At 68.3% G+C, this 23,768-nt stretch carries 25 protein-coding genes; 14 read left to right on the forward strand and 11 right to left on the reverse strand.

All coding sequences use genetic code 11. From position 1 onward, the window contains the following. Window positions 1-237 precede the first annotated feature (237 nt). Window positions 238-1,203, forward strand: coding sequence for an Rpn family recombination-promoting nuclease/putative transposase (locus IRT45_RS10615; RefSeq protein ID WP_194805702.1), 966 nt, complete (start codon window positions 238-240; stop codon window positions 1,201-1,203). Between the two features lie 117 nt (window positions 1,204-1,320). On the opposite strand, the gene IRT45_RS10620 is transcribed toward IRT45_RS10615, so the two are convergent. From IRT45_RS10620 to IRT45_RS10630, 3 genes are read right to left on the reverse strand one after another with little or no spacing between them, the layout of a single operon-like run. Continuing rightward, entirely contained in the window at window positions 1,321-3,387 is a 2,067-nt protein-coding gene (locus tag IRT45_RS10620) for a glycosyltransferase family 39 protein (RefSeq protein WP_194805703.1), read from the reverse strand. Window positions 3,388-3,397: 10 nt separating this feature from the next. Further along, on the reverse strand, window positions 3,398-5,005 hold the full coding sequence (locus IRT45_RS10625) for a HAMP domain-containing sensor histidine kinase (protein ID WP_194805704.1): 1,608 nt from the start codon (window positions 5,003-5,005) through the stop codon (window positions 3,398-3,400). Next, the gene (locus IRT45_RS10630; RefSeq protein WP_062963626.1) at window positions 4,983-5,687 is read right to left on the reverse strand and encodes a response regulator transcription factor; all 705 of its coding nucleotides are present in this window, start codon (window positions 5,685-5,687) and stop codon (window positions 4,983-4,985) included. Before IRT45_RS10630 ends, IRT45_RS10625 begins: the two co-directional genes overlap by 23 nt. A 239-nt stretch (window positions 5,688-5,926) precedes the next feature. Here IRT45_RS10630 and IRT45_RS10635 point away from each other — a divergent pair, with 239 nt between their 5' ends. Further along, window positions 5,927-6,634, forward strand: coding sequence for a hypothetical protein (locus IRT45_RS10635; RefSeq protein ID WP_194805705.1), 708 nt, complete (start codon window positions 5,927-5,929; stop codon window positions 6,632-6,634). A 44-nt stretch (window positions 6,635-6,678) separates the two neighbouring features. Next, window positions 6,679-7,233 (forward strand): GNAT family N-acetyltransferase, encoded by a 555-nt coding sequence (locus tag IRT45_RS10640; protein WP_194805706.1) that lies wholly within the window; start codon window positions 6,679-6,681, stop codon window positions 7,231-7,233. Window positions 7,234-7,261: 28 nt separating this feature from the next. On the opposite strand, the gene IRT45_RS10645 is transcribed toward IRT45_RS10640, so the two are convergent. Continuing rightward, complete coding sequence (locus tag IRT45_RS10645) at window positions 7,262-7,717, reverse strand: DUF4345 domain-containing protein (protein WP_194805707.1); 456 nt, start codon at window positions 7,715-7,717, stop codon at window positions 7,262-7,264. Window positions 7,718-7,805: 88 nt separating this feature from the next. Here IRT45_RS10645 and IRT45_RS10650 point away from each other — a divergent pair, with 88 nt between their 5' ends. Next, window positions 7,806-8,408 (forward strand): TetR/AcrR family transcriptional regulator, encoded by a 603-nt coding sequence (locus IRT45_RS10650; RefSeq protein WP_194805708.1) that lies wholly within the window; start codon window positions 7,806-7,808, stop codon window positions 8,406-8,408. Between the two features lie 41 nt (window positions 8,409-8,449). Here the strand turns inward: IRT45_RS10650 and IRT45_RS10655 are convergent, their stop codons facing one another. Both IRT45_RS10655 and IRT45_RS10660 read right to left on the reverse strand, forming a co-directional pair. Next, entirely contained in the window at window positions 8,450-9,202 is a 753-nt protein-coding gene (locus IRT45_RS10655) for an ABC transporter permease (protein WP_194805803.1), read from the reverse strand. A 2-nt stretch (window positions 9,203-9,204) separates the two neighbouring features. After that, window positions 9,205-10,482, reverse strand: a complete 1,278-nt coding sequence (locus tag IRT45_RS10660) for a glycosyltransferase (RefSeq protein ID WP_194805709.1) — start codon at window positions 10,480-10,482, stop codon at window positions 9,205-9,207. 65 nt (window positions 10,483-10,547) lie between these two features. Between IRT45_RS10660 and IRT45_RS10665 the strand changes: the two genes are divergently transcribed. Beyond that, window positions 10,548-13,166, forward strand: coding sequence for a cytochrome P450 (locus IRT45_RS10665; protein WP_228534143.1), 2,619 nt, complete (start codon window positions 10,548-10,550; stop codon window positions 13,164-13,166). Here IRT45_RS10665 and IRT45_RS10670 read toward each other — a convergent pair. Next, window positions 13,163-13,675 (reverse strand): DUF664 domain-containing protein, encoded by a 513-nt coding sequence (locus IRT45_RS10670; protein ID WP_194805710.1) that lies wholly within the window; start codon window positions 13,673-13,675, stop codon window positions 13,163-13,165. The genes IRT45_RS10665 and IRT45_RS10670 overlap by 4 nt on opposite strands. A 369-nt stretch (window positions 13,676-14,044) precedes the next feature. Here IRT45_RS10670 and IRT45_RS10675 point away from each other — a divergent pair, with 369 nt between their 5' ends. From IRT45_RS10675 to IRT45_RS37470, 4 genes are all read left to right on the forward strand, one after another. Then, the gene (locus IRT45_RS10675) at window positions 14,045-15,253 is read left to right on the forward strand and encodes a cytochrome P450 (protein ID WP_194805805.1); all 1,209 of its coding nucleotides are present in this window, start codon (window positions 14,045-14,047) and stop codon (window positions 15,251-15,253) included. A gap of 10 nt (window positions 15,254-15,263) precedes the next feature. Then, window positions 15,264-16,481, forward strand: a complete 1,218-nt coding sequence (locus tag IRT45_RS10680) for a cytochrome P450 (RefSeq protein WP_194805711.1) — start codon at window positions 15,264-15,266, stop codon at window positions 16,479-16,481. Window positions 16,482-16,584: 103 nt separating this feature from the next. Beyond that, window positions 16,585-17,292: a cyclase family protein gene (locus IRT45_RS10685; protein ID WP_194805712.1), complete on the forward strand. Its 708-nt coding sequence runs from the start codon at window positions 16,585-16,587 to the stop codon at window positions 17,290-17,292. A 156-nt stretch (window positions 17,293-17,448) separates the two neighbouring features. After that, window positions 17,449-17,574, forward strand: a complete 126-nt coding sequence (locus tag IRT45_RS37470; RefSeq protein ID WP_255535561.1) for a hypothetical protein — start codon at window positions 17,449-17,451, stop codon at window positions 17,572-17,574. Between the two features lie 27 nt (window positions 17,575-17,601). Here IRT45_RS37470 and IRT45_RS10690 read toward each other — a convergent pair whose 3' ends face one another. After that, entirely contained in the window at window positions 17,602-18,438 is an 837-nt protein-coding gene (locus tag IRT45_RS10690) for an NAD(P)H-binding protein (protein WP_255535562.1), read from the reverse strand. Between the two features lie 165 nt (window positions 18,439-18,603). Between IRT45_RS10690 and IRT45_RS10695 the strand changes: the two genes are divergently transcribed. Continuing rightward, on the forward strand, window positions 18,604-19,500 hold the full coding sequence (locus tag IRT45_RS10695) for a cation diffusion facilitator family transporter (RefSeq protein WP_194805714.1): 897 nt from the start codon (window positions 18,604-18,606) through the stop codon (window positions 19,498-19,500). A 13-nt stretch (window positions 19,501-19,513) separates the two neighbouring features. Here IRT45_RS10695 and IRT45_RS10700 read toward each other — a convergent pair whose 3' ends face one another. Beyond that, window positions 19,514-19,984 carry a nucleoside deaminase gene (locus IRT45_RS10700; RefSeq protein ID WP_194805715.1) on the reverse strand — a complete coding sequence of 157 codons (471 nt, stop codon included), beginning with the start codon at window positions 19,982-19,984 and terminating at the stop codon, window positions 19,514-19,516. A gap of 115 nt (window positions 19,985-20,099) precedes the next feature. Between IRT45_RS10700 and cynR the strand changes: the two genes are divergently transcribed. The 4 genes from cynR to IRT45_RS10720 all read left to right on the forward strand — a co-directional run bounded on the left by cynR (window position 20,100) and on the right by IRT45_RS10720 (window position 22,357). Then, window positions 20,100-20,984 carry a transcriptional regulator CynR gene (cynR, locus tag IRT45_RS10705; RefSeq protein WP_194805716.1) on the forward strand — a complete coding sequence of 295 codons (885 nt, stop codon included), beginning with the start codon at window positions 20,100-20,102 and terminating at the stop codon, window positions 20,982-20,984. A gap of 117 nt (window positions 20,985-21,101) precedes the next feature. Further along, a complete protein-coding gene (locus IRT45_RS10710) occupies window positions 21,102-21,275 on the forward strand; it encodes a carbonic anhydrase (protein ID WP_305082303.1) in 174 nt (57 codons plus the stop codon). 86 nt (window positions 21,276-21,361) lie between these two features. Continuing rightward, window positions 21,362-21,832 carry a cyanase gene (gene cynS / locus IRT45_RS10715; protein WP_194805717.1) on the forward strand — a complete coding sequence of 157 codons (471 nt, stop codon included), beginning with the start codon at window positions 21,362-21,364 and terminating at the stop codon, window positions 21,830-21,832. A gap of 24 nt (window positions 21,833-21,856) precedes the next feature. Next, entirely contained in the window at window positions 21,857-22,357 is a 501-nt protein-coding gene (locus tag IRT45_RS10720; protein WP_194805718.1) for a nucleoside deaminase, read from the forward strand. 37 nt (window positions 22,358-22,394) lie between these two features. Here the strand turns inward: IRT45_RS10720 and IRT45_RS10725 are convergent, their stop codons facing one another. Both IRT45_RS10725 and IRT45_RS10730 read right to left on the reverse strand, forming a co-directional pair. Beyond that, window positions 22,395-22,973 (reverse strand): TetR family transcriptional regulator, encoded by a 579-nt coding sequence (locus IRT45_RS10725; protein ID WP_309240888.1) that lies wholly within the window; start codon window positions 22,971-22,973, stop codon window positions 22,395-22,397. Window positions 22,974-23,526: 553 nt separating this feature from the next. Continuing rightward, complete coding sequence (locus tag IRT45_RS10730; protein ID WP_194805720.1) at window positions 23,527-23,724, reverse strand: hypothetical protein; 198 nt, start codon at window positions 23,722-23,724, stop codon at window positions 23,527-23,529. Window positions 23,725-23,768 lie beyond the last annotated feature (44 nt).

Here is a 23,768-nt window from a genome sequence, read left to right on the forward strand (position 1 = left end):
CGGCCGGTCACAGGTGCGGCGGCACGGTCATCTCCGGTGCCCTCGCCGAACTGTCCTGTCCCGCGCGCCGGCCCGACCGGCACCTTCCGAGCGCACCAGCGGCCGCTCTACTCGATGGTGGACGAGAGGCGATGCGACGGAACGGTTTCCGCCACGAGTGGCACGATTGCGCCACAGCGGTGTGTTGTATGGTCTTCGCGTTGGGCGTGTTGATCGTTCGCCGGTACTTTGCCGAATATGACTGCGAAGCAGGATAATCCGCACGACTCGCTGTTTCGCAAGATCATGTCGAACCCCGCCGCGGCTGCCGGAGAGTTTCGGGCCGTCCTGCCGGAGTGGCTCGTCGCGCTGATCGATTGGGAGGGTATGGAACTGGCGCCCAGCCGATACGTGCTGCCGAACCTTCGAAACCGCGACAGCGACATCCTGTTCAAAACGACGGTCGGGGGTCGCGATGGGTACATCCACCTCTTACTCGAACACCAGAGCACTCCCGACAAACATATGCCGTTGCGCGTCCTCGAGTACATGATCGGCACTTGGACTCAGCACCTGAACGACCAGCCCGGTTCCGATTACTACCCCCTGGTGATACCGGTCGTGGTCAACTCCGGCCCGAACACCTGGCGCTGGAACTACACCACTGAACTGTGGGACCGCATCGGCGCGGACACCGCAATCCGCGCACAACTCGGCGATCTGGTGCCACGGTTCCGGATCATCGTCGACGACCTCGCCGGACTCGAGTTCAGCGATCTCTACGGCCGTGAGCTGGCACCAGCGGTATTGATGATGCTGATCCTGCACCGGCTGGCATTCAGGAACGAGCACCTGGACCGGGATCTCCAGCCACACATCGAGGTGCTGCGCGCTGTCGAGGATTCACCGAACGCGACGAATGACCTGTTCAGCCTGTTCACGTACATTAGTAAGGTGTCCGAGACCAACGCGCGGGACCTGGGGCGCTTGGTCGACCAACTCGGCCCGCTGGCAAAGGAGGTCGCGATGACCACAGCCGAACAGCTCCGCGCAGAAGGCCAGACCAAGGGGCAAGCCAAGCTAATCCTGCGCCAGCTGACCGTCAAGTTCGGCCCTCTGGCCGCTGAGGTCGTAGACCGAGTACAAGCCGGCAGCGCAGCCGAACTGGAAATGTGGGCCGAACGAGTGGTAACCGCAACCACTCTCGACGAATTCTTCGCCTGACCGGCTGTTGGGCCGACCGACGCGTTACGCAGCGAGGTAGTCGCACTACTCGGTCCACATAGACGTCCGGCCGTGGATGGCCGCATCCCGCACGGAATGCGGCCATCCACGCGGCGATCACGCGGTCAAGTCATAGACCGTGACTCCGTCGATCGTCCGGGCGGCGAAGGTGTCGGCTACCCAGGCGGCGATCTCGGAGGCGGCCTGGCTGCCGCCGCTGGAGGTGCCGCGCATGCCGCCCATGCCGGCGCCGCCCACGAAGTAGTGGATCTTGTGCTGGGCCACGTACTGCTGGAATTGCGCCAGGGTCGGGGACGGGTCGGTGCCGTTGAAACCGCCGACAGCCATGACCGGGTCGCCGGTCGCCAGTTGGTAGGCGGCGGCGCTGTTGGAGCCGACCGCGGCCGCTACCCAGGTGTAGGCGTCGGCGTTGTCGCTCAGTGCCGCAGACAGATTCGAGCCGACGGTGATACCGCCGAGGAGCCCGCCCATCGGTCCGCCGGCATGCGCGGTCGCACCGCTCGTCGTGGACTGCCCACCGGGCGCCGCACCGAATTGGCTGTTCCCCGTGCCGGATCGGCTGCCGGCTCGCGTGCCGGGCGACGATTGCGAACCGGCGGCAGATCCGGACTGCGTGCCGTTCGAGGGCCCGGTTTGCCCACTGCCGGGAGCATTTCCACCCTGACCACCGGGCGCGCCACCCGGCGGCATCCCACCGAAGCGCCCGGTGGACGGTCCGGCGGACGGGATCGCCCCCGTGTGCGGAGTCGATGCCGTCGCCAGCGCGTAGGCAGTCGGTCCCGCCAGTCCGGCGGCCAGCGCGACGGCCACCACCGCCGCACCGAGTGCCCGTGGCAACCGGGAGACGACCAGCAGCAGCGCCGCGGCACCGACACCGACGACCGCGATGACGGGCCGCAACCACGGATTCCACTCACTGGTGCGCGCCAGCAGGATGCAGGCCAGCACGGTGGTCACCACCAGCGTGCCCGACAGGACGGCGGTCGCGCGAAGGTCGTTGCGCCGCAACCACAGTTGCCGGGCGCCGATCGCCACACTGCCGGCGACGGCCGGGGCCAGCGCCACCGTGTAGTAGGGGTGCAGGATGCCGCTCGCGAAGCTGAAGATCCCGCCGGTGAGCACCAGCCAGCCCAGCCACAGCAGCAGCGCCGCGCGAGTCGGGTCGGTGCGGGGTGCGCGGCGGGTGAGCCACAGTCCGGCCACACCGAGGATCAGCGCCGCGGGGATCAGCCAGGAGATCTGGCCGCCCATTTCGGAACCGAACAGCCGCGCCCAGCCGACGTCGTGGTTCATATTGCCCAGACCGCCGACCTCGTCGCCGGTGAGCCGCCCGAAACCGTTGTAGCCCAACGCCAATTCGAGCACACTGTTGTTCTGCGAACCGCCGATGAACGGCCGCGAGGAGGCCGGCCACAGCGCGACCACGGCCAGATACCAGCCCGCGGACACCACCATCGCCACCACGGCCAGTACGGAACGAATCAGCCGCGTCTTCCAGGGTGCCTGCGCGGCAAGCAGATACACCACAGCGAAGACCGGCAGCACGATGAACGCCTGCATCATCTTCGCCAGGAATCCGAACCCGACGGCCACGCCCGCCAGCGGCAACCACCATGCGGCGCTGTCCTTTTCGATGGAGCGCACTACGCAGTAGGCGGCGGCGGTCAGCAACAGCACGAGCAGGGCGTCCGGATTGTCGAACCGGAACATCAGCGCCGCGGCCGGCGTGAGCGCCAGCACGGCACCGGCGAGGATGCCCGGCCAATGCCCGGCGACCCGCCGCACCGCGGCGTACAACACCGCGACCGCGGCAACGCCCTCGAGCGCCTGCGGCACCAGCAGACTCCACGAGTTGAAGCCGAAGATCCGCGCGGAGATGTCCATGACCCACAACGCGCCGGGCGTCTTGTCCACGGTGATCGCGTTGGCGGCATCGCTGGATCCGAACAGCATCGCCTTCCAGCTCTGCGATCCGGCCTGCACGGCCGCGGCATAGAACTCGTTGGCCCAGCCGCCGGCACCCAGGTCCCATACGTACAGCAGCGCGGTGGCCGCCAGCAGCGCCACCAGCGACAGCCGCCGCCACCGCGGACCCGAGGCCCGCGGCTCGGGCGGCTCGGTCGTCGCCGTGGCCGGGGGCGCCGCCAGCACAGTCGTTGTCATACGTCGATCGTTATCGATCGAGGTGGTTGACACCTTGGGCCTCCCTGTGGGCCGGCTGTGAGGTTTCGGTGCCGTCGCGCTCGCCCGGGATGCGAACGGTGAAGACCGTATGCCCCGGCGCACTGTCCAGGCCGATCTCGCCGCCGTGCGATTTGATCACCGCCGCGACGATCGCCAGCCCGAGCCCACTGCTCCCGGCGCGCCGCGAGCGCGAGGAATCACCGCGCGCGAAGCGTTCGAACACCTCCGGCTGCAGCGCGGCCGGAATACCGGGACCGTTGTCGGCGACCCGCCAGATCGCGCCGCCGCCGGCCTCGCGCTCCAGCGAGACCGTGACAGTGGTGCCGGGACCGGTATGCACCCGCGCGTTGGCGAGCAGGTTGGCCAGCACCTGATGCAGTCGCGCCGCATCGCCGGTGACGACGACCGGTTCATCCGGCAGATCCAGATCCCACCGGTGGTCCGGGCCCGCGATATGGGCGTCGCTCACCGCGTCGACGGTCAGCCGCGTCACATCAACCGGCTCGTGTTCGAGGCCGCGCCCGGAATCCAGCCGGGCCAGCAGCAGCATGTCCTCGACCAGCGCCGTCATCCGCCGCGATTCCGAATCCACTCGGCTCATCGCGTTGGCGACATCGCCGGGCACCTCGGCCCGTTTCCGTTGCGCCAGTTCGGCATAGCCGCGGATCGCCGCCAGCGGGGTGCGCAGTTCGTGACTGGCGTCGGCGAGGAACTGCCGCACCCGCGTCTCACTGGCGTGGCGGGCCGACAAGGCACCGTCGATGTGATCGAGCATGCGGTTGACCGCCGAGCCGAGCTGTCCGACCTCGGTGCGTGGATCGGCGTCGTCGGCCGGAACCCGCACCGGCAATTCGACCTCGCCCCGATCAAGCTGCAGATCGGCGACCCGGGAGGCGGTGGCGGCCACGCGGTCCAGCGGCGCGAGCGCACGGCGGATCACCCAGATACCCACGGTGATCGCGATGACGAACACCACCGCGGTGACCACCACCAGGATCAGCAGGACCCGCATCAACGTGGCGTGGACCGCGGTCAACGGCATACCGGTCACCACCGTGGCCCCCGACCAGGTCGAATTCGCGACCACGCGATAGGAGCCCTGCCCGTCGAGGTCGACGGTGACGGGAGTGCCGTCCGACGACACCTCGGCCAGCTGCCGCTGGGCGGCCGCCGACAGGCGCGTCTGGGTCCCGTCGGCGTCGATTTTGGCGGCGGTGATCTCGGTGCCGTCGATACTGGCGCCGACGGTATCGGCCTGGATACCGCGACGGTCGAGGAAGTCCGGCCCCGGACCGCCGTGGTTCGGCGGCGGCGGCCGGTTGTCGTGGTCCTGAGCGCCGGGTGGCGGGCCCAGACTCGGACCACCACCGGCCTCGCCGAGGGAACGCTTCTGCACATCGACCAACTCGGTGTCGAGCTGATGCACGAGAAACTGCTGCAGCGCGAATTCCGTTGCGGCGCCGATACCTACGACCACGACCACCAGCAACAGCAATTGCCCGACGAGCAGTCGCGCGCGCAACGACCAGCCGCGTGCCGACCACCACCGGCGGGGCCGCGGCCCGGCCGGGGCCTCAGCCGGCGGGTTTGAGGACATATCCGGCGCCGCGCAGGGTGTGGATCATCGGTTCGCGCCCGCTGTCGATCTTCTTGCGCAGATAGGAGACATAGAGCTCGACGATATTGGAGCGTCCGCCGAAGTCGTAGCTCCAGACCCGGTCCAGGATCTGTGCCTTGCTCAGCACACGGCGGGGGTTGCGCATGAAATAGCGCAGCAGTTCGAATTCCGTGGAGGTCAGGGTGATCGGTTCGCCCGCGCGAGTCACCTCGTGGCTGTCCTCGTCGAGCATCAGATCACCCACCACGATCTGAGCGTCGTTGTCGACGGTGGTGATACCGGTGCGGCGCAGCAGCGCGCGCAGGCGCAGGACGACCTCTTCGATGCTGAACGGTTTGGTGACGTAGTCGTCGCCGCCGGCGGTGAGACCGGCGATGCGGTCCTCGACCGAATCCTTCGCGGTCAGCAGCAGCACCGGCAGATACGGCAGATCGCGGCGCAGCTTCGCGAGCACCTCGAGCCCCGTCATATCGGGCAGCATCACGTCGAGAACCACCACGTCGGGGCGGTTCTCGCGGGCGGCGGTGACCGCGGTGCGGCCATCGGCGGCGGTGACGACCTGCCAGCCTTCGTAGCGCAGCGCCATCGACACCATTTCCGCGAGCACCGGTTCGTCGTCGACGACGAGGACGGTCACGGGGCTGCCGTCCGCGCGGCGCATCACGACGCGTTCGGCCGGGGTGTTCGTGGTGGTCATGACCCCAGTCTGGGGACGGCTGCTATGCGTCCGCTGTGCCATGTCTGGGGGTCGGCTGTGAGTGCGGCGGTCGCGGCCCGCCCACCACAGCGAGTACCGAACGAGTCCACAGCGCAGACCCAGCTTCGCACCGCAGGGTTGACCGAGCAACGCGATCGCGGCATCGACGGCCCGCGATCGTCTTCGACGACAAGGAGTACGCGATGACCGAGCCCACCTCACAGCCGCCGGCCAGGCCCACCCCACAGCCGCCGGCCGGGCCGGAACACACCTGGGGCGCACCGCAGACCCAGCCGGCCGCCATCTGGTCGACGAAGAAGTCGCTGGCCGCGGTCGGCATCGCCGCGGTGATCGCGGCGGCCGGGGGCGGCGTCGTCTACGCGGCCACCCATTCCGGCGGCAGTGAGCACGGCGGTCCGGGCGGCCCCGGAACCAGCTGGGGTGGCGGGCGCGATGCCGCGGGTCCCGGCGGTATGGGCATGACGGGCGCGAGCCTGCACGGCCAGTTCGTGATCTCCGACGGCAACGGCGGCTACACCACCGAGATCACCCAGACCGGCACGGTGACCGCGGTCTCGGACACCTCGATCACCGCCAAGAGCGCCGACAACTTCAGCCAGACCTACACGATTTCCGGCAGCACCCAGCATTCGGAGGTGAAAGTCGGTGACACCGTGCGCATTCAGGGCACGGAGGCGAACGGGACCGCGACCGCGACGGCGATCACGAGCGGCACCGAATCCGGTCAGATGGGTGGCCGCACCGGACGGTCGAGCCGCTTCGGCGGGATGGCGCAGGGCGGCGATCCGGGGCAGAACGGTCCTGGCCCGGGTGGTGCGGCTCCCGGACAGGGCGGCGGACCCGGTATGGCACCGCCGATGGACGGCGCGCCGAATCAACCCAACGGCTGATTTCCCACTCCGGCCGCCCGGCACACCTCTGGCAAACTGGGCGAATGGACAGCGATGCGGTGCTCGTGCCCATGGGTCTGGGGCATTTGCGGCAGGTATTGGATCTGGGGCACGAGGTGTTCGACACCGACGTCAAGCCCTACACGTCGTGGTCCTTGACGTCGGTGGCCGAGCACCTCGATTCGGCGGACAACGCCTGCTGGGTGGCGTTGGATTCGGATCGGGTGGTGGGATTCGTCCTCGGATCCATGGAATTCGAACTCCGGGACGACTGGGGATACCTCGAATGGGTCGCGGTGGCACCGGACATGCAGGGACGCGGACTGGCGCGGCGACTGGTGGATATCTGTTCGGAGGCGTTGTTCGCGCGGGGAGCCCGGCGCATCGTGACCGACGTGGAGCAGAGCAACACCGCCTCGGCCACATTGATGACCCGCAGCGGATTCAGTCCGGCCGCCTCGGTCACCTTGTTCGTCCGGCCCAATCCCGCCGAGCCGGAACCGGATTCGGAGGCGCCGCTGCCGCCGATCGCACCGGGCGCCAAACGAGCGTTGATCCGGCGCGGCCGCCTCGCCGGCGACAACCGCGGCCCGCACTGAACCGGGCGAAACTCACCGCGGGCGGGCGTTATCCGATCCGCCCCTGCCGCATAGCCGGCGCCCCGCCGAGAGCGCCGACGCCGGATGCACGGCCGTCGTGGGACCCACGGTCGACGCACACGGCCCGCACCAGGAAGTAGTTCAGGACCGGAATCAGCAGTTCCACCGGCGTCATGAGCACATAGAACCAATTCGGTTCCCCGCTCACCGCCCACGCCAGCATCCGGGCGAGCCCGCCGGCGAAGAAGACGGCGCCGAGGGCGTTGATCGCCGGCCCTCGGCGCTCCACATCGCGCGCACACCACGCCACGGCCAGGCCGTAGGCGCCGAACACGACCGCGTAGAAGCGCATATCGGAATCGACGGTGGCGTTCACCGGGCCGCCGCCGATGATGCTGGCGGTGCCGAATACCAAGTGCGCCAGCGCGATCCCCGCACAGACGAGCCCGAACACCAGTAGCCAGATCTGCAGCACTCGTCGCATGCCGACCCCTATTAGACGGTTGTTGAATAAGGTCCACGGTAGGCCGCTTCCCGGGTTCGCGTCAACACCGCACGCCTACGATGAGCAGATGCCGAGCCGACGCCGACTCACCCCCGAGCAGCGCCGCGACGAATTGATGGACGTGGGCGCGCGATTGTTCGGCGAACGCTCATTCGACGAGGTCGCGATGGAGGACATCGCCGCCCAGGCCGGCGCCTCCCGCGCCCTGATGTACCACTACTTCCCCACCAAGGGGGAGTTCTTCGCGGCCATCTGGAAACGGGCGCACGATCGACTGCTCGCCGAACTGCGCATCGATCCCGAGGAGCCGGTTCGCACCGCTGTCTACCGCAGCCTGGTGGCCCATCTGGATTTCTACCGCGCCCACATTCCACTGGTTCTCATCGCCAACCGCACCGCCTTGGCGGCCGATCCGGCGGTACGCGGTCCGGTGGTCGAGGATCTGAATGCCCTGTGCGAGCGCGTCCTCGACGCATGTGGCGCCACGGGGCATACGCGCGAGGTGGCCGCCGCGGCGCTGGCCGGATGGATCGCCTTCATCCGCGAGGTGGCCGTCGAATGGCTTGCCCATCAGCGTATTTCGCGCGACGAAGTGCTGCGGATGTGCATGGCGACCTTGGACGCCACCGCGGGAGCACAGCTCGATCTGACCGCGCCGCCGCGACGCTGAGGCACTGGGCACGGCACCGGCGCCGGGCGAGCCGTGGTCGCCTATCGCTGGGAGAGCCGATCGAATATCGCACTGGCCGCGCCGAATCCGAGTACCGCGAGCCCCGCACACCAGGCGAGGGCCCATGCGGCGCTTCCGCCGGTCCCGCTCGAATTCAGCAGGCCGCGCACGGTGTCGACCACGGGTGTGGCGGGTTGATAGTCGGCGAAGCCGCGCAGCCATCCGGGCATGGTGGAGGTCTGCACGAACGCGCTGCTGATGTAGGGGATGAACATGATCGCGTAGGTCATCCCGCCGGCCGCTTCCGGATTCTTCGCCACCAGCCCCAGCGCCACCGCGATCCAGCAGATCGCCACCACGAACAGCACGATCATGGCCAGTGCGCCCAGCCAGCCCAGCGCATCCGCGTGCGGGCGATAGCCGAGCAGTACGGCCACGGCCACCGCGATCACGATGGCCGCGAGATTGCGCGCCACCCCCTCGCCGACGTGCCCGGCGAGGATCGCCTGCCGGAACATCGGCAGCGTCCGGAACCGGTCGATACTGCCCCTGGTCATATCCGCCGAAACCGCGGTCGCGGTGATGGACGCGCCGAATCCGGTGCACAACAACATGATTCCGGGCACCACATAGTCGAGGTAGGAGCCGCCGACGTCGATCGCGCCGCCGAAGACGTAGGTGAACAGCAGCATCACCAGGATCGGCATGAGCAGCGAGATGATCAGCGTGTCCGGACTGCGCAGGGTGTGCCGGGCGCACCGGCGGAACATCACCGCCGAATCCGCGGCGATCATCCTCACCGGGCTGCCGCCTCGACGATATCGGCGGCATGGGCGGCGGCGCCCTCGGTGCGCAACGTGGCCGCGAATTGATGTGCGCGAGCGCGGCGTTCGGGTTCCAGTAGCGTGGTCACGCCGCGCACGAGTCGTTCGGTGGTGAGGTCGGTGAAACGCAGATGTGCGCCGAGGCCGAGCCGGTCCACCTGCCCGCCCCACATCGGCTGTTCGAACGACACCGAGCACACCAGCGTCGGCAGACCGGCGCGCAGACTCTCGAACAACGTGCCGATCCCACCGTGATGCACCGCGGCCGCGCAGTACGGGAACACCAGGTCGTGGGCGAACGGGCCGACCACCTTCACGGTCGAATCACCCTGTCTACGAACGGTTTCCATACCGCTCCAGCCCGCACTCACCAATGCCCGCACGCCGAGCCGCCGCGACACCTCGCGCACCATGGCCAGGACGGCGGCGGGATCGCTGATCGGCATACTGCCGAATCCGAAGAACACCGGCGCCTCCCCCGCGCGCACCCAGGACAGGATGGCGGTGTGGTCGTCGCCGAGTTCGCCGACCGCATGCCGGGTCCGCTGATCCAGCGTCAGGAATCCGGTGAACGGGCGCCGGCCGTCCCACTGCGCCGGTAGTCCGGGCACCAGCGCCGGATCGTAGATCTGCACCTCGGGGACCCGCCGCCGCGCCAGCACCGCCGCGATACTCGCCCGCGACTTCGGCAGTCCGAGCATGCCGCGCAGATCGTTCAGATAGCGCATGAACACGATGCGCCGCAGATTCTCGGCCACCGCCCATGTCGCGCGATTCACCGGCGCGGGCGGCGCCCAGTTCGCCGGCAGCGCACCCGGGAAGGGGTAGGCCCCGTTCGCCCGCGCCGGGTAGTAGTGCAGACTCACCAGCGGCACATCCATCGCCTCGGCGACCGAGCAGGCCCGGTCCTCGGTGACGGTGCTCGCCACGATCAGGTCGGCGCCCGCGCACACCTCGACCACCTCGCGGTTCATCCGATCGGCGTAGTCGGCCATCTGCCGGGCGACCAGTTGCATCAGCCGCAGCGTATTGCCCGCGGCGAGGGCCCGCTGCCCGTCCTCGGAGCTGTAGAGCTGCTGCACATCGGGCCCGCAGGCGCGCGCGGCGAGCCCCGCCGAGGTGGCGAAATCGACCAGATTCGGCGGCACGCCCAGCACCACGTCGTGGCCCCGGCGCCGCAATTCCAGCCCCAGGGCCAGCACCGGTTGCACGTCGCCGCGGGTGCCGGTCAGCGGAATGGCGATTCTCATGTCGAGTTATCTCCCCTTTTCCCGAGAGCGCAACACTTTCGGCCGAGAAACCCGATGGGGACACTATGGGATATCGAACAACCGGGCGCGTGGGTAACGTGCCGGGCGTGCACATCGCCATGTTCATGGACTATCACCCGGCGACGCTGGGCGGGGTGCAGACCGCGGTGGCCGCATTGCGCCACGGCCTCGAACGCGCCGGACATCGGGTGACGCTGTTCGTGGCGCCACTGTCGGGCGCGGCGATGCCGCCGGATATGGCATCCGACGACGGGGTGGTCGAACTGGCTCCCCTGGCCGGCGCGGTGGTGAACGGCTTTCCGATGGTGCTGCCGACCGCGCGCAACGCCGCGCTGATCGATGCCGCCTTCGCCGCCCGCGGCCCCGTCGATCTCGTCCACACCCACACCACCTACGGTGTGGCGATCGCGGGGATGAAAGCCGCACGGCGGCACCGTATTCCGCTGATACACACCGCGCAGAGCCGCGACGACGCCTTCATCGAGCACACCGCCCCGGCGCCCTACCTCTCGGCGCTCGCGCTGCGAATCCTGCACGGCCGCTTCGTCACCCATCCCGCGCGGATGCCGCGGGGCCCGCAGAGCCGGGCGGCCCGGCACGCGTGGCACACCATCGTGGGCCAGGGGCAGGCCGCCGACCGGGTCATCGCACCGACCCGCCATTTCGCGGATCTGCTGCTCGACCACGGCCTCACCCGGCCGATCCGGGTGGTCTCCAACGGCGTCGACGACGCACTGCTCGACGATCAGCGGCCCGCGGCCGCCCGCGACATCGACGCTCCGCTGCGGTTGCTCTGGTGCGGACGGCTCTCCGCGGAGAAGCGACTGCTCGAATCGATCGAGGCGGTGCGGCGCGTCCCGGCCTGCACCCTCGACGTATACGGCGAGGGCGAACTGTCCGCACGCGCGGCCGCGGTGGTCGCCGAACACGGGCTCTCGGATCGAATTACACTGCACGGCCGGGTTTCTCAGCAGCAGTGCCTCGATGTCATGGCCGCCGCGGACGCCCTGCTGTTTCCGTCGTGGGGTTTCGACACCCAGGGCATGGTGCTGCTCGAAGCGATCGCCACCGGCCTGCCTGTGTTGTACTGCGATCCGGACCTGGCCGAATCCGTTCCGGCGGGCGGCGGTCTGCGCGCCGGCGACGCCTCCCCCGCGGCGCTGGCGGAGACGATCGGCGTGCTGGTGAACGACCGCGGCGGGCTGCTCTCGATGCGTGCCGAGATGACCCGTCATCGCGATTCGGTGCGACAGTCCGGCCGCATCGACGCGATCGTCGAGGTCTATGAGCAGGCACGGGCCGACCTCGAGCCCGCCGCACAGCGACCGGTGCCACAGCGGCTGTCCGACGTGCCCACCGCGCCCGGCGCCCTGCCGCTGATCGGCCACAGCCTGCGCGCCCTGCGCGACGCCCCGGGATTCGTGACCTCGCTCGGCGAACTCGGCCCGATCGTGCGCATCCGGTTCGGCCGCAAGACCGGCTATGTGCTGACCACGCCGGAGCTGGTGCGCGAGATCGGTCTCGGCGACGCGGAATTGAATCGCGACGATCTGCGGGAAGCGATCGCCGATGTGGCCGGCGGTTCGGTGAACGTACTGCGCGGCGCCGAACACAAACTGCGCCGGCGCATGATCGCGCCCGCCCTGCGGCAGAGCCGGCTCGCCGAATACACGGTCACCGCGGCCGAACTCGCCGACACCTGGTCGGCCGCACTGCCCGCGGGCGTCCGGGTCGACCTGATGGACGAGGCGCACGGCCTGATCCTCGACACCGTGTCCTCGACCCTGTTCACCGCCGAATTCAGCGAGGAGGCCCGGCGCCGGATTCGCGACAACGTGCCGTGGCTGCTGAGCCAGGTCATTCTGCGCACCGCCCTGCCGCCTCAGATCCGCCGCCTGCGGGTGATCGCGAATCGGCGCTGGGAGCGCAAGGCGCGCCACCTGCGGGCCGCGATCGGCGCCGCGATCACCGAGTACCGCCGCCGCGACGAGGATTTCAACGATGTGGTGTCGGCGTTGATCCGTCACACCGATCCCGAGACCGGCGCCCGACTGTCGGACGACCACATCATCGACGAAGCCATTCTGATGCTGGCCGGTGGGGTGGGGTCGATGGCCTCGCTCACCGGCTGGCTCTGGCACGAGGTGATGCGGCGTCCCGATATCGCCGAACGGGTACGAGCCGAACTCGACGATGTGGTCGGCGCCGGACCGGTCCGCGCGGAACACATCGGCAAGCTCAACTACCTGAAACAGGTTGTCTCGGAAACTCTTCGGTTCTGGGGGCCGTGGATCAGCGCCGGGAACGCGTCCGGGCCGGTGACCGTCGGCGGGCTCACCATTCCCGACGGCACCGCCATCATGTTCAGCCCATATCTGGTCCAGCACGACCCGTGCCACTTCCCGAATCCCGAGGCCTTCGATCCGGACCGCTGGTCGCCCGCCCGCACCGGTGAGATCGACAAGCAGGCGAACCTGTCCTTCGGCGTCGGTCGCCGGCGCTGCCTGGGCGATCACTTCGCGCTGCTGGAGATCACGCTCGCCTCGGCGGCGCTGCTGGCGCGATGGCGGCCCGAGCCGGATCCGGCCTACGTCGTGCGGGCCTCGAACCGGGACTTCGTCCTCTCGCCGTCGGCGATTCCGGTGACCCTGCACCGGCGCTAGCGGCGGCGCAACAGCACTCCGCGGATGAACGCCGCCTGACCGGAGTGCTGGATATCGTCGTCGACCACGCTGATCAGCCGCACGCCGAGGGTCACCGGCGGATCCCAGCGGGTGTCGACGATCCGCGGCAGGTCGGCGTCGGCGAGGGTGCGGACGTAGTCGACGGTGCGGTCGTGCACGGCGTCGTGATAGCCCAGCAGCAATTCGGCCGAGATACCGCCGAGGGCCGCCACCTCGTCCGGATCGTCGCCGTATCCGGTGGCCGACTCGTCGAAGGGCAGATCGAAGCGGCGCGACCAGCCGGCCGCCGTCCACACCTGTTCGGTGCCGGCCACATCGGCGATGTGGTCGTCCTGCACGCGGGTCAGATGCCAGATCAGCCAGGCGATGGAATTGGCCCCAGGGTCCAGCCGCGCGGCCAGTTCCTCCTGGGTGAGCCCGGCGACCGCGCCGTGCACGTTCTCCTTGATCCGCCCGAAGGCGTCTGCCAGCAGATCGGTGCTCGTCATGGTGGTATGCAAACACACCGGACCGACAGTTCGGCGGTACCGCGGTGAATATGCCCGCTCACAAGGTGTTTCACGGTGATTCACCGGCCCGTCCCGCACCGGCGTGCCGAGAGTGGAAGACCGACAGAGAGTTCGGTACGTTCCTGCTACCCTGGACGACAGTCCGGTTACGGATGTCCGGCCGGGCGGCTAACCAAGCCTCTTGTCCTACAACAGATGTGGGGTGACGCTGTAGGACCATACCGACAGCGGAATTCTTCGTCGCGCTCGACAGTTCATTCTCTGGAGTCACATCTTTTGACCACACCACGTTCTGCACTGTCCGCACTCCCCGACGCGGGCGGTCCCGCCACCTGCCCGGTCCAGCACATGGGCTCCCCGGTCGACACCGACGGTCCTCGGATTCTGCTGGACACACCGGAATTCGCCGCCGATCCGCACGGCACGTATCGGGAGATGCGCCGTCGCTACGGTTCCCTGGTCCCGATCGAGCTGTCCCCCGGCGTCCCGGCCACGCTCGTGATCGGCTACCACACCGCGTTGCGAATCCTCAACGATCCCGAGCACTTCCCGGCCGACCCCCGGGCGTGGCAGGACACCATTCCCGAAGACTGCCCGGTGCGGCCGATGATGCAGTGGTATCCGAACGCGCTGCGCAATGCCGGCAACGTCCACCTGCGCTACCGGCAGGCGTATACGGCGGCCGTCGACGGTATCGACCTGCACGCGCTGCACAGCACGGTGGAGAAGATCGCGGTCCCGCTGATCAACAGCTTCTGTGAAGCCGGATCGGCGGATCTGGTGTCGCAGTACGCCTTCCCCCTGGTCTTCGAATCGCTGAACCGCATGGTGGGCTGTTCGGCCGAGCTGGGTCAGCGAGTGGCCACCGGTATGGCCGCGCTGTTCGACACCGTGAACGCGGCCTGGGGTATGGAACATCTGAGCCAGGCGCTGATGGAGCTGATCCACCTGCGCCGCGCCGACCCCGGCGACGACGTCACCTCGCGGCTGGCCCACCACCCGGCCAACCTCAGCGACGAGGAGATGCTCTACAACCTGATCAGCTTCTACGGTGCGGGCATCGAGCCCCAGCAGAACCTGATCGCCAACACCCTGCTGCTGATGATCACCGACGACCGGTTCGGCGGCGGCATGCTCGGTGGCAGTCTCTCCACCCGCGACGCACTGGACGAGGTGTTGTTCAAGGATCCGCCGATGGCGAACTTCTCCATCAGCTATCCGCGCCAGCCCATCCTGATCGACAACGCCTGGCTGCCCGCGCATCAGCCGGTCGTCATCAGCCTGTCCGCGTGCAACAACGATCCGGTCATCGCCGGCGGCGACCGCACCGGCAACCGCTCACATCTGGCCTGGAGCGCCGGACCGCACGCCTGCCCGGCCCGTTCGGTGGCCTACCTGGTGGTGCAGGACGCGATCGACCAGCTGCTCGACGCACTGCCGGAGATGCGCCTGGCCATCGAGCCGAGCGAAATCACCTGGCGTCCCGGCCCGTTCCACCGTGCGATGGCAGCGCTGCCGGTCACCTTCCCCGCATCTCCTCCGTTGAATCTGGTGTAAGGAGCTTCCGATGAAGCAGGAACCACTGGTGCTCGATCTGACCGGCGCCGATATCCAGGCCGAGAACGAGCGCATCCGGGAACGCGGTCCCGTGGCGCTGGTGGAGTTGCCGGGCGGAGTGCCGGCCTGGTCGGTGACCGATGCGGTCGTGTTGAAGAATCTGCTGTCGGATCCGCGAGTGTCGAAGGATCCGCGTCAGCACTGGTCGGCCTACATCAACGGTGACATCAACGAGTCGTGGCCGCTGCAACCGTGGGTGGCGGCGCAGAACATGTTCACCGCGTACGGAACCGAGCATCGGCGGCTGCGCAAACTGGTCGCCCCGGCGTTCACGCATCGCCGCACCACCGCGATGCGTCCGCGGATCGAGGCGATCGTGGCGGATCTGCTCGAACGGTTGAGCGCGACCGCGCCGGGCGAGGTCGTGGACCTGCGCCCGAACTACGCCTACCCGGTGCCGATCCGGGTGATCAGCGAACTGCTGGGCGTGCCCGGCCATCTGGACTCGGCCATCCACGCCTGTGTCGACGGCTTCTTCGACACCTCGTTCACACCGGAGCAGGCGCAGGCGAACTTCATCGAGATGGGCCGCCTGATCGGTGAATTGGTGGCGTTCCGCCGGGAGAACCCGGGTGACGACATCACCAGTGTGCTGATCGCGACCCGCAACGAGGACGGCGCCCAGCTCTCGGAGACCGAACTCGTCGACACCCTGATGCTGGTGATCAACGCCGGCCACGAGACCACGCTCAATCTGATCGACCAGGCCATCGTGGCACTGCTGACCCATCCGGAGCAGCGCGCCGATGTGGTCCAGGGCCGGGTGCCGTGGGCGGAACTGGTCGAGGAGACGCTGCGCTACCAGGCGCCGGTCGCGCATCTGCCGCTGCGATACGCCGTCGAGGACATCGAGGTCGGCGAGATCCGGATTCCGAAGGGGGAGGCGATTCTGGCCTCCTACGGTGCGGCCTGCCGCGATCCGAAGGTGCACGGCGAGACCACCGCCGAGTTCGACGTACACCGGGCGAACAAGGAACATCTCGCCTTCGGCCACGGCGCGCACCACTGCCTGGGCGCTCCGCTGGCGCGCATGGAGGCCGCCATCGCGTTGCCCGCGCTGTTCGAACGCTTCCCGGATCTGCGGCTGGCGGTCGACCCCTCCGAGCTGAAGCCGCTGGGCAGTTTCATCTCCAACGGGCACATCTCGGTTCCGGTGTACCTGCGATAGTTCGGCCGGTTCCGCACCGGCGCTTTCCGGTGCGGAACCGCCTACCGTGAGATCTCGTGCGGGCAGCGGAGAAGAGGGCAGTGCCACACCGGGAGGCGAACCCATGGCGTATTCGGGCGTGCGGAACCTGTCGCATCCACTGTCCGCCGAGGTCGTCTCGGTGTTCCCCGGCGATCCCGCGCCGCGGATCGACACCATCGCCACTCTCGGCGAACACGGCTTCCACCTGCAGGCCGTCACCGTCGGCGAACACACCGGAACCCATTGGGGCGCACCGGCCCACTTCACCGCCGGTGCGGCCACGGCCGATCGGCTCGATCCCGAGGATTTCGTCCTGCCCGGCATCCGGATCGACATCAGCGCGCGGGCGGAACGCGATCGCGATTACGCGGTGACCGTCGACGATCTGCTCGAATGGCAGCAACAGCACGGCCCCTTCCCCGCCGAGGCCGCCGTCCTCCTGCACACCGGCTGGGAAAGATACTGGGGCACCGATGATTTCGCGTCGATGGACGCGCAGGGCCGCATGCATCACCCCGGTTTCTCGGTGGCGGCGGTGCATTGGCTGCTCGACCACGGCGTACTCGGCCGGCGCGGCGCCCTCGGCACCGACGCCTTCAGCCCCGATATCGGCACCGACGACAGCTACCGAGTATCGAAGCTGTTGTACCGTGAGCACCGCCTCAGCCTGGAAATCCTCGCTCACCTGGGGGAACTGCCGGATCGGGACTTCACCGTCGTCGTGGGCGGATTCGTCACCGAGGGCGGCGCGGGGTCACCGGCGTCGATCTACGCGTTGATCGAATCCTGAACAGCCGGTATCGCGGCCCCGAGTCGCCCGGACGCACCCTGCTCATCGCAGCGGTTCGAGAACTCGCTCCACCAATGCGGTGTCACAGTATTCGGTCACCTCGGCCAACCGCCCGGCTTCGACCCGGAATACGAAGCAGTAGTACTGGATCGCACCGTGGCCGCGGCGGCGACCGATGCGTTCATCGAGGCGTTGCGCGATATCGCGGCGGCCCTCTCCAGCGAGATGCGGGACCGGCTGCGCCCGATCACCGCGGGTTCGCGAGCGAACTCGCAGCGGTAGCCCGCGCTGCGCCGAAAACACTGTCCGTCAACGGAATAGGTCGCGGTTGCGGTCGCACCAGTCGGCGAAGATTCGCGGTGCGCGGCCGAGCAACCGCCGTACCGTATCGGTCCGCAGGCCGACGGTGTCGGCGCGCATCAGCGTGAAGCCCTCCAGGATCGCTGCCGCCAGCGCCGGTGGCGCCCCCTGGGGATAGCGGGAGCGAACGGCCTCCTCGGCGGTGGTGGCGGTTTCGACCTCGATCGGACGGCCGATCGCGCCGGCCAGCACCGCGACCTGTTCTCCGATGGTGAAGGTCTGCTCGCCGGTGAGGCAGTAGGTGGTGTCGTGTCCCGGCTCGGTGAGCGCGATCGCCGCCACCGCCGCGATATCGGCGGGGTCGATCGGCGCGTAGCGCCCGGGGCCGGTCGGATCGAATACCGGCCGGCCGGCGCGGATATCGGGCGCCCACTCCAGAGCGTTGGTCATGAATCCGCCGGGGCGCAGGATCGTCGCGGACATGCCCGAGTTACCGACGATGCCCTCCCGTTCGTGGTGCCAGCGCCCCATGGCCGGCATCGGATCGCCCAGCACGTTGTACGACGACACCAGCACCAAATGCCGGATCCCCGCATCCCGCGCCGCCGCCACCGCATGCCGCGCGGGCTCCACCGCCAGTCCCGGAACGAGCAGGAACAGCGAGTCGATCCCCTCGCACGCCGCCCGCAACGCCGCCGAATCCGTCAGATCGCCGACCACGCGTTCGGCGGAGGACGGGAGATCGGCGGCGCGCGCCGGGTCCCGGACGAACAAGCGCATCGCCGCACCCGTTCTGTCGAGTTCGGCCACGAGCTCTCGGCCGATATGTCCGGTCGCGCCGGTCATCAGTATCATTTCACTCCGAATCGTTAGCCGCCTATCGACGAACATTAGGCGGCTAACGAAACCTCGTCAATCGATGATCTCCGAAGAACGAACGCGGCCGCGACACCCACCCCGTTCCCGGGGCGAATCGGTCCACCGCTGACAGCCGGGTCGTAGCGTGGGCGCATGCGCGCGCTCGTGTTCTCGATGTGGGCCTCGGTGGTGTTCGTGGTGGTCTCGCTGGCGTGGGGGCTGGCCGCGGGATCGCAGATGATCGTGTTCGACGGGTTGTATTCCCTTGTGGGCATCGCGCTTTCGGCGGTGTCGGTGGCGGCGCAGCGGACCGTCGCGAAGGGGGCCGACGCGTCGTATCCGTGGGGGCGCGAGACCTGGGAGCCGGTCGCCATCGTGGTGCGCTCGACCGCCCTGGGCGGACTGTGCGTCTACGGATCGGTGAACGCCGTGCGCGAGATCCTGCACGGCGGCCGGGCCGTCTCGGCCGTCTCCGCGCTGGCGTACGCGATCACCGCGTCCCTGCTCAGCGTGCTGGTGGCGCTGGTGTTGTGGCGGGCCGGACGCTCCGGTTCGGGGCTGGTCCGGGCGGAGGCCGCCGAATGGGGCGGCGACGCCGCCTTCAGCCTGATCACCTTGGCCGGATTCGGCGCGGCGGTGGCGTTGGAGGCCGCCGGCCGCGACGATATCGCGCGCTACGTCGACCCCGCGCTGGTGATCATCGTGTCCCTGGCCTATCTCTGGATCCCGATTCGGCTGTTCCGCTCCGCCTTTCGCGAAATTCTCACCATGGCCGCCCCGCACTCGGTGGTCACCGACGTCGAGCGGCTGTGCGACGAGGTCCGCGCCGACCACGGCTTCGCCGCATCCTTCGTTCGCGCCTCCACCGTGGGCAGCCGCCTCGATCTGGAACTCGCCTTCGTCCTCGATCCCCGGACCCCCGAACGCACCGTCGAATCCTTCGACGCCATCCGCGCCGATATCGATGCCCAGCTGAACGCCCGGAACTACCACCACTCGACGTCGGTGGTGTTCACCGCGGATCGCCAGTGGGTGGAGTGGGCGAGCTGAGCGGCGACGCGAATTACGCTGTCGGACCCACGGTTTCGAGATAGCGCCGGAACGGGACCAGCGCCTCCTCCCCCAGATGCGGACCCGAGACGGCGATCTGCGCATCACTGGCCCCGACGACCTCCGCGCAACCGAGGGCGAACCGCGGATACCCGCCGATGATCACGGCGAAATCCGCCTCCGCGGCGGCGAAGACGATACGGGCGACGCCAGCCCATACGAGCGCGGCGCCGCACATCGGGCACGGCTCGCCGGAGGCGTACACGGTCGCGCCGGCGAGAACGGCGGACGGGCCCGCGGCGGTGAGGGCGGCGAGTTCGGCATGTGCTGTGACCACACCGGATGTGGCGACCTCATTGCGCCCCTCGGCGATCGTCGTCCCGTCGGCGGCCACGATCACGGCGCCGAAGGGGCGGTTGCCCCGCCGGCCGGCTTCCTCGCCCAGGGCGATCGCCCGGCGCAGGTGGTCGTTGTCTCGGTTCATCGCTGTCCTCGCTCCGATCGGCTGCGCGGGTGGTATCGCCAGCATGCCGAACAGGGCCGATAGTGTCCAAGACGCCGTCCCCATCACCGCCATTGACGGGACCTATAGTTGGCCGATGGAGTTGCGCCACATCCGGTATCTGCTGGCCGTCGCCGACCACGGCAACTTCACCCGCGCCGCGCACTCCCTGCGCATCTCCCAGCCGACGCTGTCGCAGCAGATCAAACAGCTCGAGCGGGTGCTGGGCGTGGTCCTGCTCGATCGCTCCGGCCGTACGGTCCGGCTGACCGATGCCGGCCAGGCGTATGCCCGGCATGCCCGGTTGGCACTGCGCGACCTCGAGGCCGGCGAACGCGCGGTGCACGACGTCCAGGATCTGTCCCGCGGCCATCTGCGGGTGGCGACGACGCCGACCTTCACCGCCTATCTGATCGGACCGCTCGTGCACCGATTTCGTTGCGAGCATCCAGGAATCAGCCTCACCATTCGTGAGACGACCCAGGATGCGATCGAGGCGGATCTGCTCGCCGACCGGCTCGATCTGGGGATCGCCTTCGCCGGCGCGCACGCCGCCGGGGTCGAGCACACCGCGCTGTTCACCGAGAAACTCGGTCTGGTCGTCGGCTCTGACCATCCGTTCGCCGCTGCCGCGCAACCACTGTCGGCCGGGGCCCTCGCCGGCGTCCCGCTCGGGCTGCTGAGTGCGGATTTCGCCACGCGCCTGCACATCGACCGGTACTTCGACGAATCCGGTGTCGCTCCGGATATCGCGGTCGAGGCGAATTCGATCAGCGCGCTGCTGGAATTCGTCCGGCGCGGATCGCTCGCCACGGTATTGCCCGATGCGATCACGCGCGCACATGCCGATCTGCACCCGATACCCCTGAACCCTCCCCTGCCGATCCGCACGGTGGAACTACTGCGCCGCCACACCGCCTACCACTCGGCCGCCGCCCGCGCGTTCACCAGCGCGATCCACGCGACCGCACGCGACTATTGACCCATTCTATAGTTACGATTCGATACAAGTATTGGACCCTATAGCTACTGGTCATGCAGGCTGGTCTCAGTCCCCCAGCCACTCCGAACGGAGCGTTCATGCATGACCTCACCACCGATGCTGGGCGTCGAACGCATCGTGGTGTGCGGGCACTCCGGCTGCGGGGCGATGACGGCGCTGGCCGAAAGGCGAATCTGGCCACCCACCCGGCGGTGGCGCGGGCGTTGTCGACCGGAGCCGTCACCGTCGAAGGCTGGGTCTTCGACATCGGCACCGGCACCGGCACGGTGATCGATCCGGCCGGATCCGACCGAACCATCGCCGCCTGAAAACCCCTGTGCCGCAGCGTGATACGGCGGCGAAGGAAAGGAAACCTCATGGTGCACGCACAATTCGATCCGACCGCCCGCCAAGCGCTGGCCGCCACTGCGGTCGAGGCCAAGATCGCCAAGGATCTCACCTGGCAGCAGATCGCCGATACCGCCGGCTATTCGACGGCCTTCGTGACCGCGGCGATCCTCGGGCAGCATCCGCTGCCGAAACAGTCCGCGGAGGCCGTGGCCGAACTGCTCGGGCTGGGCGAAGAGGCCGCGGCGCTGCTGCAGACCATCCCGACCCGCGGGTCGATTCCGGGTGGCGTGCCGACGGATCCGACGATCTACCGCTTCTACGAAATGCTGCAGGTGTACGGCACCACATTGAAGGCGCTGGTCCACGAGCAGTTCGGCGACGGCATCATCAGCGCCATCAACTTCACACTCGACGTGCGCAAGGTGCCCGACCCGGAGGGCGGCGAACGCGCCGTGATCACGCTGGACGGCAAGTACCTGCCCACCAAGCCCTTCTGAGCACCCGACTCTCCAAGGAGTGCAATGGATTTCGCACAACGCACCATCGATCTGGCCCGCCGCAACGTCGAGGAGGGCGGCCGGCCGTTCGCGACGGTCATCGTCGAGGACGGGGAAATTCTCGCCGAGAGCCCCAACCTGGTCGCACAGACCGCCGACCCGACCGCACACGCGGAGATCCTCGCGATCCGCCAGGCCTGCACCACCCTCGGCACCGAACATCTGACCGGCGCCACGATCTACATCCTCGCCCTGCCCTGCCCGATGTGCCTGGGCGCGCTGTACTACTGCTCCCCCGACGAGGTCGTCTTCCTCACCACCCGCGAGGCCTACGCTCCGCATTACGTCGACGACCGGAAGTACTTCGAGCTGAACACCTTCTACGACGAATTCGCCAAGCCGTGGGATCAGCGCCGTCTGCCGATGCGCCACGAACCCCGCGCCGATGCGGTCGAGGTCTACCGCCGCTGGCAGGAACGCAACAACGGCGAGCGCCGGGTGGCGGGAGCGCCGACGGCCGAGTGAATCAGTGCGGCCGCGGCGTTCTCCCGGCAAACGGCGATCACCCCGCGACGGGAATGGCACGCTCCACGATCGTGCGCACCAGTTCCGCGGCCCGCTGCTCGTCGAAAATGCCGGGAAGAGTGAGCCGTTCGAGAATGAGCCAGTTCAAGGCGAGGTACAGCAGCACCACGGCGTCCTCGTCGCCGGGCAGCTGCGACTCCCGGAAGTTGGCGATGTTGAAGTCCAGGTCCGCGCGGACTCGCTCGGTCAGCAGCGCCTGCAGTTCGGGACGGCGGGTGGCCTCCAACCGCAATTCGAGAATCGCGAGATAGCCGGTGCGGAAATGGAAGACGCGCTCGACCACCTCGGTCATGAGTTCGGTCATCGTCTCGCGGGTCTGCGGTCCGCGCGATTTCGCCATCGCTTCCTCGCTCGGGATCAGCCGCTCGTAGTAGCGGTTGCCGACCTGAACGAGCAGCGCGTCCCGGTTGGGGAAGTAGTTCGACGCCGTTCCCGCCGGGACCCCTGCCTCCTGATCCACCGCCCGGAAGGTCAGCCCGCGGGCCCCTTCCCGGGCCAGGACCTCGATCGACGCGTCCAGCAGAACCTGCCGGCGTTCCGGATTCGTGCGCACCACTTGACACCACTCCATCTGTAGTACTACGGTTCAAAACACTTCGATCAGAGTACTACAAATGGATCGGTTAAGATTCGCGCGTACGGGCGGCCACACTGGAGAGCCTCCGGCACGGTCAGCGCGCGGAGGCGCGATCTAGCCGTGACCGGAATCGTCGGTCAGCAGGCGCTGGACGACGTATCCGAGGAACCATAGCGACAGCGCGATGGCGAGATAGAAGATGATTTCGATCGCGAGCACCATCGAGGAACCCCTTTTCGCAGTGTGGATGAAGAAATCGCTTGCACAACAGAGGTTTCGCACCTCTCGATATCGGCCCGCCCGGTAACGCGATCAGCATGTACGGCAACCGTTTTCCGCACGGCGCCGCAGCCCCGATCACCGCGGGCGGACCGGGACCACCGAGGGGACGCGCCGATTCGTCACTTCGAACATGTTCTCCCCCAATACCGAAACCCCTCCAGCGGACGACCGTGGCGCTCACGCACGACGGCTGCGAATCGAGGGTACAAGGCGAGAGCCGCCGTGTACCAATGTGATTCGGGTGAGGTGATCAACGACTCGGTCCGATCACCGCTTCCGACGCCGTTCCGAGCTCGGACAATTGCCCGATCGCCCGCCCTGCCGCGACGCGCTCGTCCATGCCCTCCCGGAGGACCGCGACCAAGGTGGCATCGAGGACGTCATTGATTTCTGCCAGCCCGGTCAGGGTGCCGAACAGTGCCGCCTCGGGTTGTAAGCGCTGAGTCACCGCACACGCCTCGTCGATACTGGCCGCCTCGCCGGGCAGCGAAG

Source organism: Nocardia sp. BSTN01, assembly GCF_015354405.1.
In the GTDB taxonomy this organism is placed as follows: domain Bacteria; phylum Actinomycetota; class Actinomycetes; order Mycobacteriales; family Mycobacteriaceae; genus Nocardia.

Excerpts from the sequence above, each read along its gene's own strand:
- IRT45_RS10665 (WP_228534143.1), top strand. The coding sequence starts at position 10,548 with ATGGGATATCGAACAACCGGGCGCGTGGGTAACGTGCCGGGCGTGCAC.
- IRT45_RS10650 (WP_194805708.1), top strand. The coding sequence starts at position 7,806 with ATGCCGAGCCGACGCCGACTCACCCCCGAGCAGCGCCGCGACGAATTG.
- cynR (WP_194805716.1), top strand. The coding sequence starts at position 20,100 with ATGGAGTTGCGCCACATCCGGTATCTGCTGGCCGTCGCCGACCACGGC.
- IRT45_RS10640 (WP_194805706.1), top strand. The coding sequence starts at position 6,679 with ATGGACAGCGATGCGGTGCTCGTGCCCATGGGTCTGGGGCATTTGCGG.
- IRT45_RS10720 (WP_194805718.1), top strand. The coding sequence starts at position 21,857 with ATGGATTTCGCACAACGCACCATCGATCTGGCCCGCCGCAACGTCGAG.
- cynS (WP_194805717.1), top strand. The coding sequence starts at position 21,362 with ATGGTGCACGCACAATTCGATCCGACCGCCCGCCAAGCGCTGGCCGCC.
- IRT45_RS10655 (WP_194805803.1), bottom strand. The coding sequence starts at position 9,202 with ATGATCGCCGCGGATTCGGCGGTGATGTTCCGCCGGTGCGCCCGGCAC.
- IRT45_RS10625 (WP_194805704.1), bottom strand. The coding sequence starts at position 5,005 with ATGTCCTCAAACCCGCCGGCTGAGGCCCCGGCCGGGCCGCGGCCCCGC.
- IRT45_RS10685 (WP_194805712.1), top strand. The coding sequence starts at position 16,585 with ATGGCGTATTCGGGCGTGCGGAACCTGTCGCATCCACTGTCCGCCGAG.
- IRT45_RS10680 (WP_194805711.1), top strand. The coding sequence starts at position 15,264 with ATGAAGCAGGAACCACTGGTGCTCGATCTGACCGGCGCCGATATCCAG.
- IRT45_RS10690 (WP_255535562.1), bottom strand. The coding sequence starts at position 18,438 with ATGACCGGCGCGACCGGACATATCGGCCGAGAGCTCGTGGCCGAACTC.
- IRT45_RS10620 (WP_194805703.1), bottom strand. The coding sequence starts at position 3,387 with ATGACAACGACTGTGCTGGCGGCGCCCCCGGCCACGGCGACGACCGAG.
- IRT45_RS10645 (WP_194805707.1), bottom strand. The coding sequence starts at position 7,717 with ATGCGACGAGTGCTGCAGATCTGGCTACTGGTGTTCGGGCTCGTCTGT.
- IRT45_RS10660 (WP_194805709.1), bottom strand. The coding sequence starts at position 10,482 with ATGAGAATCGCCATTCCGCTGACCGGCACCCGCGGCGACGTGCAACCG.
- IRT45_RS10700 (WP_194805715.1), bottom strand. The coding sequence starts at position 19,984 with ATGAACCGAGACAACGACCACCTGCGCCGGGCGATCGCCCTGGGCGAG.
- IRT45_RS10635 (WP_194805705.1), top strand. The coding sequence starts at position 5,927 with ATGACCGAGCCCACCTCACAGCCGCCGGCCAGGCCCACCCCACAGCCG.
- IRT45_RS10710 (WP_305082303.1), top strand. The coding sequence starts at position 21,102 with ATGCTGGGCGTCGAACGCATCGTGGTGTGCGGGCACTCCGGCTGCGGG.
- IRT45_RS10670 (WP_194805710.1), bottom strand. The coding sequence starts at position 13,675 with ATGACGAGCACCGATCTGCTGGCAGACGCCTTCGGGCGGATCAAGGAG.
- IRT45_RS10695 (WP_194805714.1), top strand. The coding sequence starts at position 18,604 with ATGCGCGCGCTCGTGTTCTCGATGTGGGCCTCGGTGGTGTTCGTGGTG.
- IRT45_RS10615 (WP_194805702.1), top strand. The coding sequence starts at position 238 with ATGACTGCGAAGCAGGATAATCCGCACGACTCGCTGTTTCGCAAGATC.
- IRT45_RS10630 (WP_062963626.1), bottom strand. The coding sequence starts at position 5,687 with ATGCGCCGCGCGGACGGCAGCCCCGTGACCGTCCTCGTCGTCGACGAC.
- IRT45_RS10675 (WP_194805805.1), top strand. The coding sequence starts at position 14,045 with ATGGGCTCCCCGGTCGACACCGACGGTCCTCGGATTCTGCTGGACACA.